The sequence below is a fragment of the Rosenbergiella gaditana genome (genome assembly GCF_018494065.1).
Taxonomy (GTDB): Bacteria; Pseudomonadota; Gammaproteobacteria; order Enterobacterales; family Enterobacteriaceae; genus Rosenbergiella; species Rosenbergiella gaditana.
In genome coordinates this window covers 42,192-56,835 of sequence record NZ_JABBFR010000015.1, presented here as the reverse complement: position 1 = coordinate 56,835, position 14,644 = coordinate 42,192, and the positions used below count along the sequence as shown (strand labels likewise).

Below are 14,644 nucleotides of genomic sequence, written 5' to 3'. Positions count from 1 at the left end.
CGCAACGACTTTTACGCCCGAGCTTGGTATTTATTGGCGACCACAGTAATTTCAGAAGGCGGTACCGGTCGGCTGAAATAGTAACCTTGGTGCACATCACAGCCTAAATTCACCAAGTGGGTCTGCTGCTCTTCACTTTCCACCCCTTCCGCGACAATATTTAAATTCATATTTTTTGCCAGTTCAATAATCATCGACAATAATCGAGGATCAGTATCTTTATGACCAATACTATTGATAAAGGCGCGATCAATTTTAAGTTCTGTCGCAGGCATATTCTGTAAATAGAGTAAGCTTGAATACCCTGTACCGAAATCATCGATGGCCACCTGCACACCAATGGTTTTCAATTCTTCGAGGATCTTAATGCTCTCTTGCGGATAACGCATTGCCGTCGTTTCAGTGATTTCCAAAATTAATTTCTCAGGGGCCAGACGATACTCTTCAAGCGTTCTGGTTACTAAATAGATTAAGCTTTTTTGCTCAAACTGTTGAGCCGAGAGATTGACTGAGATGGTGAGGTGTTCAGCCCCTTCATTGTGCCAAACAGCGAGTTGTCGGCAAGCCTCATTTAATACCCACTCGCCCAGTAACAAGATCATCCCTGTTTGTTCTGCGATAGGCAGAAACTTATCCGGTGTTTTCAACCCACGTTCTGGATGCTGCCAGCGAACCAAGGCCTCGTAACCCACAATCTCCCCAGACGTTACGTTCAACTTGGGTTGATAGAATAAACGCAATTCATTGTTATGAATGGCACGCCATAACTCATTTTTGAGCTGAACTTGGCTACGACCAATGGGGCTCATCGATGGCTGGTACAGACTGAAGCCATTACGTCCGCTATTCTTAGTGTGATACATGGCCGAGTCTGCATTAAACAGCATCTCTCGTGCTTCAATGCCATGCGCAGGGAACATCGCAACACCGATACTAAGAGAGACTCTCAACTCATAGTTTTCAACACTGAATTCGGGTTCAATCGCCGTGACCAACGTTTCAGCCAAGAGGGAAGCTTCTGATTCCGAATTAGCGTAAGACAATAAAACAAACTCATCGCCGCCGACTCTGGCCAAGATATCGCTTGGGTTAACCGCCGCATCAAGCCGTTTGGCGACTTCTACTAGAAGCTTATCCCCAATATCATGACCGTACGCATCGTTCACCATTTTAAACCCATCAAGATCCATATACATCAGGCTAAAGCTTGAGGTATTTTGCTTAGCACTTAGGATATAGTCATTGAGTTTATCTTCAAACAGGGTACGGTTGGCGAGATTAGTCAGAGGATCATGCAAAGCCATCTGACGGAGCTCTTCATTCTTCAGCTTGAGTTTACTGGCCATACGGGAAACCCGTAATTGTGACTCAATCATCGCACCGAACAGGTTACTGCCCAAGATCACTAGGGTGAACATAAACACCCAAATGGTTAATCGCTGTGAGCCAAGTCCTCCAGGTAAAACCTGCATCGTAGGCTCAAAATGAGCGGCATACATACCGGTATAATGCATACCCGCTATCGCTGCCCCCATGATCAATGCCGCAACAAAGCGTCGGTTTAATACCCCCGCATCATTGTTACGCAGACGAAAAGCCAGCCATAATGCGACGGCAGAGGCGGTATAAGCAATAATAATAGAGATAATGACAGGGGTCTTGTGCCAAACAATGGGTTGACTAATGCGTAGACCAGCCATCCCGGTGTAGTGCATAGCAACCACTGCGGACCCTAATATTGTTGCGCCGATAAGTAGGTTAGTTAACGTAAATTGGTTGTGTCGGAATACCGCCCATAGCGCAATGATGGAACCGACAACGGCAACAATAATCGAAAAAGTGGTTTCACCAAGGTTATAGCGCATCGGCATATGAAAATGCATCGCCATCATCCCGATGAAATGCATCGACCAAATACCGATCCCCATCGCTGCCCCACCGCCAACCAACCAAAATAGGGCTTTCATTCCACGGCTATCGGTCACTCTAGCGACAGTGTCTAAAGCAGAGAAAGAGGCGAGGAATGCAATAAATACAGAGGCCACCACTAAGCCACTATCCCAAGTAACATGCATCATATTCATTTTATTGTATCCAACTGGCTCTTCTACTCAGTATTACAGGACAGATTTATCTTCTTACCGAGCATCGACATGATTAATAAAATCAATAGTACGTGAATCACTAGTCAGTAAACATTACTTTTTAAGTAATATGATGATTAAATTACTTTATATATTTTGCCAGATGCAGATAGCGCTAATAACGCTACTGTACTGTTCGGTTATAGCGTTTAACAAGCCAGCCCAACCAGAGTGATCCCACAAACCCGCAAAGCGCGGCAAAGGTTAACCATGCTCCGGGCATCGCTTTGTCACCTGTACTATGAATTAGATAACTGGAAATCGCTGGGGTGAAACCACCGAACAGTGCAGTGGCCAAACTGTATGCTAGCGAAAATCCTGACGCTTTAACCTCGACGGGCATGACCTCTGCCAGCCAAACCACCATAGCGCCGTTATAACTGGCATAGAGAAATGAGAGCCATAACTCAGTTTCAATTAGATGAGCAAAGGTTGGCGCGGCCACTAGCCAGCGCAACACTGGCCAAGCAGTGAAAATCATTAGTATCGTAAATATAATAAGCAGAGGACGACGACCGACACGATCAGAGAGCGCCCCCATAATCGGTAACCAAAATAAGTTTGAAATCCCGACAAACAACGTGACTAAAAAGCTTTGCTGGTCACTCATATTTAATACCGCTTTACCAAAGGTCGGGGTAAATGCAGTAATCATGTAAAACATTACCGTTGTAGTAACAACCATAAACATCCCTGCGATGACAAGTGCCCAATTACGCAGCACTGAACGCGCAATCTCACGCATTCCAGGACGGTGTTTTTTCTCTTTAAACGCTTCCGTTTCTTCGAGTGAACGGCGGATATAAAATAGAAAAGGTACGACCATGCAACCAATAAAAAACGGAATACGCCATGCCCAGTCGGAGACAACCTGTTTCCCTAATAAATGATTAAGCACCAATCCTAGTAACGCGGCAAAAATTACCGAGATTTGTTGGCTACCTGACTGCCAGCTGACAAAAAAACCACGACGTCCTGGAGGCGCTATTTCGGAGAGATAAACTGAGACTCCCCCTAGCTCAACTCCCGCTGAGAAGCCTTGCAGTAAACGACCTACTAACACTAGTATTGGCGCAAAGATGCCTAAGGTATTATATCCCGGTACTACCGCGATGGTCAGGGTCCCTAGCGCCATCAAAGCTAATGTAATAAGTAATCCTTTACGACGGCCATGTTGGTCAATGTAGGTGCCGAGAATTACCGCACCAAGAGGACGCATTAAAAAACCTGCACCGAAGGTCATCAGAGTAAGCATCAAGGATGCAAAAGGATTACTTCCAGGGAAGAAGGTTTTCGCTATTGCGGTCGCGTAATAGCCAAAGACCATAAAATCATACATTTCAAGAAAATTACCGCTGGTCACTCGGAAGATCGATTTCGCATTTTGCCAAGCTGAAGGACTGGAGGAGGATTCAGAATAACTCATTAGACATTTCTCACTTTTTTTGTTTTTTATACCTAACCTTCCTCCTTTTTAATATTATTAAATTCACTTTTCATTAAAAAAATTATAACAATTAATAAACAAATGTGTACTTGGCAAAAAAAATCCTCCCGCAGGAGGATCGCTTCATGCTGTTAACGACTACTTGGGTGCACTCTCCAAGCCCATCAGTCCTATCTTTAAATAGCCTGCGCTGCGCAGTTCATCCATAATGCTCATCAGTGTTGCATAATCGATACTTTTATCCGCTTGGAAAAAGATGGTGGTATCTTTATTACCTTGAGTCTGAGCAATAATTTTTTGCACCAAATCCTGCTTACTTACCGCATCGTTGCCGACAAAAAGCTGGTTCCCCTCTTTCACACTGAGGTAAACCGGTTTCTCTGGTCTTGGTTGCGGGGTGCTGGTCGATGCAGGAAGATTAACACGCACATCTACCGTCGCTAAAGGCGCAGCCACCATAAAGATGATTAGCAGCACTAACATCACGTCGATAAAAGGCGTGACGTTAATCTCATGCATTTCACCGTCGCCATCTACTTCATCATTGAGTCGCATTGCCATAACAATTAGCCTACACGTAGTTTTTGAGTAGTGGTATTTTGGGTTATTGGCGTATAACCGCTATTTTGCAGATCTGCATCACGGCTTTGTAACAGGATAATCTGTGCGGCACTATCGCCTAAAGAAGCCTTATAACCAGCGATCATACGAGCAAAGACGTTATAAATAACGACAGCGGGAATTGCTGCCACTAAACCTACCGCTGTAGCCAATAGCGCTTCTGCAATGCCTGGGGCAACGACTGCGAGGTTAGTGGTTTGTGTTTTAGCGATACCGATAAAGCTATTCATAATCCCCCAAACAGTACCGAATAAACCGATAAAGGGCGAAATAGAACCAATGGTCGCTAAGAAACCGTTATTACGTCCGGCGTGGCGGCCGATGCGAGCAACTTGGCGCTCCAATCGAAATACTGTGCGCTCTTTAATTCCGGCCTGATCATCACTTTGCGCCGATAATACGCGCTCATCAAGCGCCTCTGCAACGAGCATGGCTGCATGGCTATTTTTTGAGAATTGCTGTGCAATCTTTCCTGCATCGTCAAGGGTACGTGCGTCTTTCAATGCTAGCTGGTCTGCTTTAAGGCGACGTTTTGCAGCGCTTAGCTCAGTATACTTTGCAAAGAAAATTGCCCAAGTCGCAACTGAGGCGAGTAGCAAACCTATCATCACAACTTTAACAACGATATCAGCATGTTGGAACATGCCCAATACAGATAAATCTGTCTGCATCAGATTATTGGTCACCACACTCATTCTCTAGCCTCGGTTTGTTGCTTAAAACAATGAGCGCTATGATACCAAAAGCAAATTCAATTGATAGTAGTTATCATTACTATTCACATATTGAAAAAAAAGCACTCGAATAATATTCGCTAAAAACAGCAAGTTATAAACATAGATCGGGCTAAGTTTTTTAAGAGGTTATGAGTATACTGTTATGACTGTTTGACCTAAGAAAATCCTCCCTTTTTCCGTCAACTCTGCATACTCTAGCCTTAAATGAAATTTTTGATCTAGGGATCGCTATGTCCAATAAGCAACATCTTGAAACGACACTCATTAGTGCTGGCCGTAAGCCTCGTTATACGCAAGGAGCGGTGAACGCTGTGGTGCAAAGAGCCTCTTCCCTTGTGTTCCCGACTGTGGCCGATAAAAAAATCGCTACCCTAGGTCGAGCCAAAGGAGAGCTTTTTTACGGCCGCCGTGGAACCTTAACCCACTTTGCCTTACAAGATGCGATGACTGAATTGGAGAATGGTGCAGGCTGTGTTCTCTATCCCTGTGGTGCGGCTGCGGTGGCTAACGCGATTTTAGCCTTTGTTGAAGCGGGAGATCATATTCTTGTGAGTGGGTCAGTTTATGAACCGACTCAAGATTTTTGCTCTACTATTTTAAAGAAACTTGCCGTTGAAACGACTTATTTTCCCGTCCTCTCCGGTGCAGAGATTGCTGAGTGGCTTCGTCCAACGACACGAGTCGTATTTTTAGAGTCGCCCTCTTCTATCACAATGGAAGTACAAGATATTCCAACTATCATTGCTACCGTGCGTCGTATAGCACCGGAAGCTGTCATTATTGTCGATAACACGTGGGCCGCCGGAATTTTATTCAAAGCACTCGATGCTGGGGCCGACATTTCCATTCAAGCTGGGACCAAATATTTAGTCGGTCACTCCGATGCAATGATTGGTACAGCCGTGGCAAATAACCGTTGCTTAGAGCAATTGCGGGAAAATTCCTACTTAATGGGCCAAATGGTTGATGCCGATACGGCATACGTCACTGCGCGGGGCCTTCGCACATTAGCCGTCCGGTTACGGCAACACGAATCGGCAAGTATTGAAATTGCCCACTGGCTGAGTCAACGAGATGAAGTCTTTCGTGTTAATCATCCAGCACTCCCCGAATCGCCGGGACACTCCTTTTGGCAACGTGATTTCTCTGGGAGCAGCGGCTTATTCTCTTTTATCCTCAATGAGAAGTTAGATTCTCAAGCGCTTGGCCACTATCTAGACCATTTTGAACACTTTAGTATGGCCTATTCTTGGGGGGGATTTGAGTCGTTAATCCTGGCTAACCAACCCGAAGAGATCGCTGCCATCCGTCCCGTCGGACAGCTAGATTTCACCGGTACATTAGTTCGGCTTCATGTCGGGTTAGAGCACCCACAAGATTTGATTAATGATTTAGAAAATGGCTTTGCCCGGTTGAAAAAAGCAGTGTAAACACTCCGAAAAACGTTTACCTGCGCCCACAATCTGTCTTTATTGGCTACACTTAGGCTCGTTATCCATGATCAACTGATCGAGAGAAGGAGCCTAAAATGTCTCAGCAATTAGCTATCACGCTGCACGATGGTCGTACCATGCCTCAGCTCGGCTTGGGGGTTTGGCAAGCATCGATTGAACAAACGAAAGAGGCTGTGACCCACGCTCTTAATACCGGCTATCGCTCCATTGATACCGCGGCAGTCTATAAAAATGAAGAAGGTGTTGGCCAGGCACTGCAAAACTCCACACTTGCTCGCGATGACCTTTTTATCACCACTAAACTGTGGAACTCTGATCAGACTGATTGGCAACGCGCATTAGAAACTAGCCTTGGTAAGCTACAGCTTGATTATGTTGATCTGTACCTTATGCATTGGCCCTGCCCGCAACAGGATAACTATGTAGAAGCTTGGGCGGGGATGATCGATCTGCAGCGTCAAGGACTCGTAAAAAGTATCGGCGTCTGTAATTTCCAAGAGACCCATCTTGAGCGAATCATCCGTGAAACGGGGGTGACGCCTGTCGTCAATCAAATCGAGCTTCATCCTCTGTTCCAACAACGCCAGCAACATACTTGGAATGCGCTTCACAAGATCCACACAGAATCTTGGAGCCCTCTTGCACAGGGTGGTGAAGGTGTATTTGACCAAGATATTATTCAAACGTTAGCGAAAAAATATCAGAAATCACCAGCCCAAATCGTTATTCGTTGGCACTTAGATAGTGGCTTAATTGTTATTCCTAAGTCTGTCACACCTAAGCGTATCGATGAAAATTTCGCAGTATTTGATTTTAAACTTGAGAAAGAAGAGTTGAAGGCAATTGCTACCTTAGACACTGGCAAGCGCCTTGGTCCGGAACCGGATACCTTCGAAAAGCGTTAAGCATACAGGCCTCCCGATTGGGAGGCTTGATTAGTAGCTGTTACCCGATGTGGGTGAAGGTTGTACCAACAATTGGCCCACTGCTCCTTGATCGAACTGCTCTAACGTTTGACTCCCATAAATGAAGGGGAAGTGCGCAGAAGAAGTTTGCGGGAAGGTTACCAACAATTCTACGTTACCATCTACCCAGACAGTATCTTTCCAGCCACGGTCTTCGACCATTGGCGGCGCACCGTTCACACTCTTAATTAGGAACATCGCGCCCTGAACTGAGAAGGACTGCGGCAGATCTGCCTCTACCGTCCAACGTTCGAAACTACCTTGCTGGACGGTCATATCCACGCGCTTAACGTCCCACGCCTTATCGTTAACCCCGGCCGGTGAATCGTTTAAACGAATATGCCGCGTTTGACTTGTGAGGCCCGTGTCGAGTGCGGAGACCAAAGCGGTCGGGACACTATCTGTAACCAGGGGCAATAGCCCTGTTGGTCTTAACGTCAACACTAACGTTGAGGTTAACACCGTTGAAGGCTCGAAGAACCCTCGAATTCTCTCCATGATTGTTGCTTCTGTCCCTGCTGTAATGGAGACATTATGACCGTCAGAAAGGTCGATCAACACTTCGCGACGCTCACCCGGCGCCAGAGACAGCTGTGAAGTCGTCACTGGGGCAGACATAAATCCTTGATCACCCGCAATCACGGTAAAAGGACGATTATCGGAGAGTTGTAATAGGTAACGACGCGCATTAGAAGCATTCAACAAGCGCAGGCGAACCCAGCCGCGGGATGCATTGAAATAGGGTTTCTGTGTACCATTGATTAGCAGAGTATCACCGAGAAAAGGTGTTGAGCTCTCTTCATAAACCGGTGTGCCAAAGTTATCTAACCGCTTATCCTGAATAATCAAAGGAATATCGTCGACGCCATAATGCTTAGGCAGTGGTAACTGCTTACTCACTTCATCTTCTACTAACCATAACCCTGCTAGCCCACGGTACACTTGTGAACCTGCATGCTGTGAAGTATTCGAGTGATACCAGAGCGTTGCCGCCGGTTGACGAATGGGTAAAATCGGTGACCAATCAACTTCTGATGAGATCAAACGTGGTGCACCACCGCACAATGGCCCAGGAACATGTAAACCGCTGACCATCATCGAGACAGATTCAGTAAGACGATTACTGTAAATCAATTTTACGTCGTCCCCACTCCACACCTTAACTGTCGGCCCTAAATACATGCCATTGAAGCCAATGCACTCAGCTTGATTACGACCATTGAACGTCCAATGTGCCTCTTGCATCATTAAAAATATGGGCTGCCCACGACGTGACTCGATCAACGGCGGAATATAGAGCGGATTACTTCCCTCATTATCTGCCGCAAAGACGGGTTTAGGAAGCAGTGTGGGACCAACAGCCGCCACCGCTGAAAATTGAATAAATTTGCGCCGGGTAAAGGACATTAACGAGTAGCCTTAAACAAAAGGATAGTGTGTGAGCCTTGGCATAAGCCGTAATTAGTTAACGCGGTCTGTTTCACGACGTTTCACTTCAGCGTTTAACTCATCTAATTTTTGTTGCATCACTTCACGGCAATAATTGGTCAACTTTCTTGCTGACTGATCTTGGAAGGGTGTGGTGTCAATGGGTGGTAACATTTCCACTATCACTAATCCGTTTTTTAAGCGGTTGAGGTTAATTTTCCCATGAGTATCCGACACCACTATCGGGATAATCGGTACACCCGCAGCCAATGCCGCATGGAATGCACCCGTTTTAAAAGGCAATAGCCCACGCCCGCGGCTTCGCGTTCCCTCTGGGAACATCCAAAATGAAACTCGACCCTTTTTGAGTTGTTCAACCACTTGGTTAATACTGCTATGCGCTTTAGCCTTGTTGTCGCGATCAATCAGTAAATTACCGGTTAGCCAATATAACTGACCAAAAAAAGGGACCCATGCTAGGCTCTTCTTACCTACGGTCACCGTCGGTGCTTGAACCATATTCGACACCGTAACCATATCGTAATTATTTTGATGGTTGGCGATATAAATAGCGTTACCGACCTTTTCAATACCTGCCGGCTTACGAATATCTAACGTGATTCCACATACATGGCTCAATTTCCCAAACAGATGGGCGAAGGTCGCCACGTGCTTTGGGTTACGCGGGGAAATGAGGCACCATAAACAACCGACTAAACAGACCAAAATAGAATACACGACGATGATGATCGCTCGTAAAATTAACAGCATATTGCCCTCAAACGAGGAGAGTGAATTCACTATCCCCTTAAATATTCTCAAACCAAGGATGGTACCGTGCAAGCACAAAACTACTCGCTGATACCCCTCACCCTAACTTTCTTCATTCAGCAAAGTACATGCGACTACTCAATATCGACGCGATCGATACGTTGCAGTCCGCGCGGTAATGACGTCCCTTTACGACCTCTTTCTGCTTTGAATTTCTGCAATTCTTCACTGCGGAGTTTCAGTTTACGTTTACCAACGTAAAGCGTGACACTGCTTTGCTCATTCAGCAAAAGTAGCCATAACAGCTTATCTTTCCCTGCAGCAAAATCTGCAGTTGAAATGGAAATAATTTTATTCCCTTTTCCTTTTGATAATTGAGGAAGATCGTTGACAGAGAACAGCAGCATTCGACCCGCTTCGGTAATGGCCAACAGTTGATCTCTCGAAGGATCAATAACTTGTGGAGCCATCACTGTCGCTTGATCGGGTAATGTCAGTAAAGCTTTACCGGTTTTCGTCCGCGATTGTAGGTCAGCGAAGGTACAAATAAAACCATAACCCGCATCCGATGCCATAAGTAACTTGGTATCATCAGGTTCCATCAGTACCTGTTGCACTGTCGCCCCTGGCGGCGGCGTAATTTTACCGGTAATGGGTTCGCCCTGCCCTCGTGCCGACGGTAAGGTACTCGGGTCTAAGGTATAGCTGCGGCCTGCCGAGTCAATAAAACTAACAGGCTGATTGCTTTTACCTTTAGCGGACGCCAAGTAGCTATCCCCCGCTTTATAGCTCAGTCCAGTCGGCTCAATATCATGACCGCGAGCGGCACGTACCCATCCCATTTGTGACAGAACAATAGTAACCGGTTCAGAAGGCACTAAATCGGTTTCGCTGATGGCTTTGGCTTCGCTGCGCTCTTGCAGTGGTGAGCGGCGATCGTCTCCATAGAGTTTGGCATCGGCTTGCAACTCTTTCTTAAGCAGAGTATTCATTTTACGTTCTGAAGCCAATAACGCTTGTAACTCATCACGCTCTTTTTCTAAATCTTGCTGTTCACCCCGAATTTTCATCTCTTCAAGACGAGCAAGGTGCCGTAATTTCAATTCAAGAATCGCTTCTGCTTGCGTCTCGCTCAGTCCAAAACGAGCGACTAATGCGGGCTTTGGCTCATCCTCATTACGGATTATTTCTATTACTTCGTCAATATTCAAGAACGCTACTAATAGGCCTTCTAAAATATGCAACCGGTTTAATACTTTTTCTAAACGATATGAAAGCCGACGACGCACGGTGTCACGCCGATAAGTCAGCCACTCACTAAGGATCTCTCGGAGATTTTTCACGGCTGGACGATTATCCAGCCCAATCATATTGAGGTTAACGCGATAGCTCTTTTCTAAATCCGTCGTAGCAAAGAGATGATTCATCAATGCTTCACTGTCGACACGATTGGAACGTGGCACAATCACAATGCGTGTCGGGCTTTGATGGTCAGATTCATCACGAAGATCTTCCACCATCGGCAGCTTTTTATTACGCATCTGTGTCGCAATCTGTTCCAACACTTTGGAGCCAGAAGCTTGGTGAGGCAGCGCAGTCACCACGATCTCGCCGTCTTCAACCAGCCATACCGCACGCTGACGGATACTGCCGCGTCCCGTTTCGTAGATTTTGCGAATCTCTTTACGTGGCGTAATAATTTCCGCTTCCGTCGGGAAGTCTGGACCTTGCACGATATCCAATAGCGATTCTAAAGAGGTCTCGGGTTTATCGATCAATGCGATGGTTGCCTGAGCCACTTCGCGCAAGTTATGCGGCGGAATGTCTGTCGCCATCCCTACCGCAATACCTGTCGTGCCGTTTAGCAGAATATTGGGTAGGCGTGCAGGCAGCATTTTCGGCTGTTCGAGCGTCCCATCGAAGTTTGGGATAAAATCGACCGTCCCCTGCCCTAATTCAGCTAACAGTGTTTGAGCATATTTAGAGAGTCGCGATTCAGTGTACCGCATGGCAGCAAAGGATTTCGGATCATCGGGCGCTCCCCAGTTACCTTGACCATCAATTAATGGATAACGGTAAGAGAAGGGTTGAGCCATCAATACCATGGCTTCATAGCAGGCGCTATCGCCGTGAGGATGGTACTTACCGAGCACATCACCAACAGTACGCGCCGATTTTTTAAATTTTGCGCTGGCATTGAGACCCAGTTCTGACATCGCATAAATAATGCGGCGCTGTACCGGTTTAAGGCCATCTCCGATATAAGGCAATGCGCGATCCATAATGACATACATCGAATAATTGAGATAAGAATTCTCAGTAAATTCGTGTAGTGCGCGGCGCTCAACACCGTCCTGCGTGATTACACTCATGAATTATTCCTCACTTCACTCCCGGGATACACATTTCTGGCGGGATTGTTTGTCCGCGATAGTACCTTATTAGACATCGTTAGTCACAAGAACTCTGATTCCGCTCTCCCCCTCTACCGCATAGAGCGTTAATTATCTCCGTATAAATCGTGGATAATTTCTACGTAGATTGACCCTAATTTGACATGAGAGAAGACTGATGGGCCATATCCATATTATTGACGGCGGGACCACCTTCGGCCACTCGCAAGGTGAACTCAACCATACCTTGGCCGCCACTGCGCAAGAGACGCTTAAAGCACTTGGTCATAAAGTGACTAAAATCTGTGTGACCGACAACTACGATATTGAACAAGAGATTGAACAGTTTATCGCTGCCGATAGCCTTATTCTACAGATGCCAGGCTGGTGGATGGGCGAGCCATGGACGGTAAAGAAATATATTGATGAAGTCTTTACCTTCGGACATGGACGCCTGTATGCCAATGACGGACGTAGTCGCGCAGATAGCGAAAAACACTATGGTTCAGGTGGCCTGTTACAGGGTAAACATTATCTACTGTCCCTGACCTGGAACGCTCCGCTGCAAGCCTTTACCGATAAAGAACAGTTCTTTGAAGGCGTTGGCATCGATGGTGTTTATCTGCATACCCATAAAGCATTCCAATTTTTAGGCATGACCGCGCATCCAACGTTTATCTGTAATGATGTGATTAAACGCCCTGATGTCCCAACCTATATCAGTGACTATCAGAAACACCTGACCGACACCTTCGGCCAGGCATAATTTTACTGGGAATCAAAGTTCGATCTCGACCTGATCTCCTTGCTCCTGTAACCAATTACGGCGGTCTTCTGAGCGTTTCTTCGCCAGTAGCATATCCATAACGCGTAAGGTTTCGGCCTCATCTTCGTCGCTAATCGTCAATTGCACCAGACGACGAGTGTTGGGATCTAGGGTCGTTTCACGAAGTTGCGAAGGATTCATCTCTCCCAAGCCTTTAAAACGCTGAACACTAATTTTTCCCCGCTTACGGCTAAGCTTATCGATGATGATCTCTTTTTCATCATCATCCAGCGCATAATGCACCTCTTTACCCAAATCGATACGATAAAGCGGCGGCATGGCGACATAAACGTGGCCATTGCGGACTAGGTTGCGGAAATGTTTAACGAACAGCGCGCACAACAGCGTGGCGATATGCAAGCCGTCGGAGTCAGCATCTGCCAAAATGCAGACTTTACCGTAACGAAGTTGGCTCAAATCCTCACTATCTGGATCGATACCGATCGCAACCGAAATATCATGTACCTCTTGTGATCCCAAGACTTCATCGGAAGAGACTTCCCATGTATTAAGGATTTTTCCCTTAAGAGGCATAATGGCTTGGAATTCGCGTTCGCGTGCCTGTTTTGCCGATCCCCCCGCAGAATCCCCCTCGACCAGAAAGAGCTCGGTACGAGACAGGTCTTGCGCCGTACAATCAGCTAATTTTCCTGGTAGCGCCGGCCCACTAGTGAGTTTTTTACGCACCACTTTTTTGGCCGCGCGTAAACGCCGCTGTGCGCTAGCAATGGCCAGCTCCGCCAGTTGCTCAGCAATCTGTACGTTCTGGTTTAACCATAAGCTAAACGCATCTTTAACGACGTTGGCAACAAAGCCCGCTGATTGGCGTGAAGATAAACGCTCTTTGGTCTGCCCTGCAAATTGTGGGTCCTGCATTTTTACCGATAAAACATAGGCACAGCGATCCCAAATATCTTCTGCGGAAAGTTTTACCCCACGCGGTAAAATATTACGGTATTCACAGAAGTTACGCATTGCATCCAACAGCCCTTGGCGTAAGCCATTGACGTGCGTGCCCCCTTGCATAGTCGGGATCAAATTGACGTAACTTTCGGTAAGCAGTTCCCCGCCTTCGGGTAACCAGAGTAATGCCCAGTCAACCGCTTCCGTTTCGCCGGAAAACGAACCAACAAAAGGCTCATCGGGTAAGACAGGAAGGCCATCGACCGCTTCGCGTAAATAATCGGTAAGACCATCCTGATAGCACCAGCGTTGTTCGCTATCGTTAACCTTATCTTTGAAAACAATCTCAACACCAGGGCAAAGAACAGCTTTAGCTTTTAAAAGGTGACTGAGTCGGCTAACAGAAAATTTTGGTGTATCGAAAAAATGACCATCGGGCCAAAAATGAACCCGCGTCCCGGTATTGCGACGGCCAACCGTACCTGTTACTACTAAGTCCTGTACTTTATCGCCATTTTCGAAAGCCATATCATAGACTTCACCGCCGCGTTTTACCGTGACCTCAACGCGCGTTGAAAGCGCGTTGACCACTGAGATCCCCACACCGTGTAAACCACCGGAAAACTGATAGTTTTTATTGGAGAATTTCCCCCCCGCATGCAGACGGCAAAGAATGAGCTCTACTGCTGGCACCCCCTCTTCGGGATGGATATCAACAGGCATCCCTCGCCCATCGTCGATCACTTCCAGTGATTGATCGGCATGGAGAATGACCTCAACACGCTTAGCGTGCCCAGCTAGCGCTTCATCAATACTGTTATCAATCACTTCTTGCGCTAAGTGATTAGGTCGAACAGTATCAGTATACATACCGGGTCGACGTCGTACTGGCTCAAGTCCGGTGAGAACTTCGATATCGGCAGCGTTATAACTTGATTGAGTCATTATCTTCTTT

At 46.5% G+C, this 14,644-nt stretch carries 11 protein-coding genes; 3 read left to right on the top strand and 8 right to left on the bottom strand.

The features are described 5' to 3' along the window. Positions 1-11 precede the first annotated feature (11 nt). The 4 genes from HH682_RS11470 to exbB all read right to left on the bottom strand — a co-directional run bounded on the left by HH682_RS11470 (position 12) and on the right by exbB (position 4,898). On the bottom strand, positions 12-2,084 hold the full coding sequence (locus HH682_RS11470; RefSeq protein ID WP_250318676.1) for a putative bifunctional diguanylate cyclase/phosphodiesterase: 2,073 nt from the start codon (positions 2,082-2,084) through the stop codon (positions 12-14). Positions 2,085-2,268: 184 nt separating this feature from the next. Continuing rightward, positions 2,269-3,570 carry an MFS transporter gene (tcuC, locus tag HH682_RS11465; protein ID WP_214237683.1) on the bottom strand — a complete coding sequence of 434 codons (1,302 nt, stop codon included), beginning with the start codon at positions 3,568-3,570 and terminating at the stop codon, positions 2,269-2,271. Between the two features lie 159 nt (positions 3,571-3,729). After that, a complete protein-coding gene (gene exbD, locus HH682_RS11460) occupies positions 3,730-4,152 on the bottom strand; it encodes a TonB system transport protein ExbD (protein ID WP_214237682.1) in 423 nt (140 codons plus the stop codon). Positions 4,153-4,157: 5 nt separating this feature from the next. Next, a complete protein-coding gene (gene exbB, locus HH682_RS11455) occupies positions 4,158-4,898 on the bottom strand; it encodes a tol-pal system-associated acyl-CoA thioesterase (RefSeq protein ID WP_214237699.1) in 741 nt (246 codons plus the stop codon). Positions 4,899-5,179: 281 nt separating this feature from the next. On the opposite strand from exbB, the gene metC reads away from it, so the two are divergent. Then, positions 5,180-6,379, top strand: a complete 1,200-nt coding sequence (gene metC, locus HH682_RS11450; RefSeq protein ID WP_214237681.1) for a cystathionine beta-lyase — start codon at positions 5,180-5,182, stop codon at positions 6,377-6,379. A gap of 98 nt (positions 6,380-6,477) precedes the next feature. Further along, positions 6,478-7,308 (top strand): 2,5-didehydrogluconate reductase DkgA, encoded by an 831-nt coding sequence (gene dkgA, locus HH682_RS11445; RefSeq protein WP_214237680.1) that lies wholly within the window; start codon positions 6,478-6,480, stop codon positions 7,306-7,308. Positions 7,309-7,338: 30 nt separating this feature from the next. Here the strand turns inward: dkgA and ftsP are convergent, their stop codons facing one another. The 3 genes from ftsP to parC form a co-directional block, all read right to left on the bottom strand. Beyond that, positions 7,339-8,775, bottom strand: a complete 1,437-nt coding sequence (ftsP, locus tag HH682_RS11440; protein WP_214237679.1) for a cell division protein FtsP — start codon at positions 8,773-8,775, stop codon at positions 7,339-7,341. Positions 8,776-8,829: 54 nt separating this feature from the next. Further along, entirely contained in the window at positions 8,830-9,567 is a 738-nt protein-coding gene (locus tag HH682_RS11435) for a 1-acylglycerol-3-phosphate O-acyltransferase (protein WP_214237678.1), read from the bottom strand. 134 nt (positions 9,568-9,701) lie between these two features. Beyond that, on the bottom strand, positions 9,702-11,939 hold the full coding sequence (gene parC, locus HH682_RS11430) for a DNA topoisomerase IV subunit A (protein ID WP_214237677.1): 2,238 nt from the start codon (positions 11,937-11,939) through the stop codon (positions 9,702-9,704). Positions 11,940-12,138: 199 nt separating this feature from the next. Here parC and HH682_RS11425 point away from each other — a divergent pair, with 199 nt between their 5' ends. Then, a complete protein-coding gene (locus HH682_RS11425; protein WP_214237676.1) occupies positions 12,139-12,726 on the top strand; it encodes an NAD(P)H-dependent oxidoreductase in 588 nt (195 codons plus the stop codon). 12 nt (positions 12,727-12,738) lie between these two features. On the opposite strand, the gene parE is transcribed toward HH682_RS11425, so the two are convergent. Further along, positions 12,739-14,634, bottom strand: coding sequence for a DNA topoisomerase IV subunit B (gene parE, locus HH682_RS11420; RefSeq protein ID WP_214237675.1), 1,896 nt, complete (start codon positions 14,632-14,634; stop codon positions 12,739-12,741). Positions 14,635-14,644: the final 10 nt, after the last annotated feature.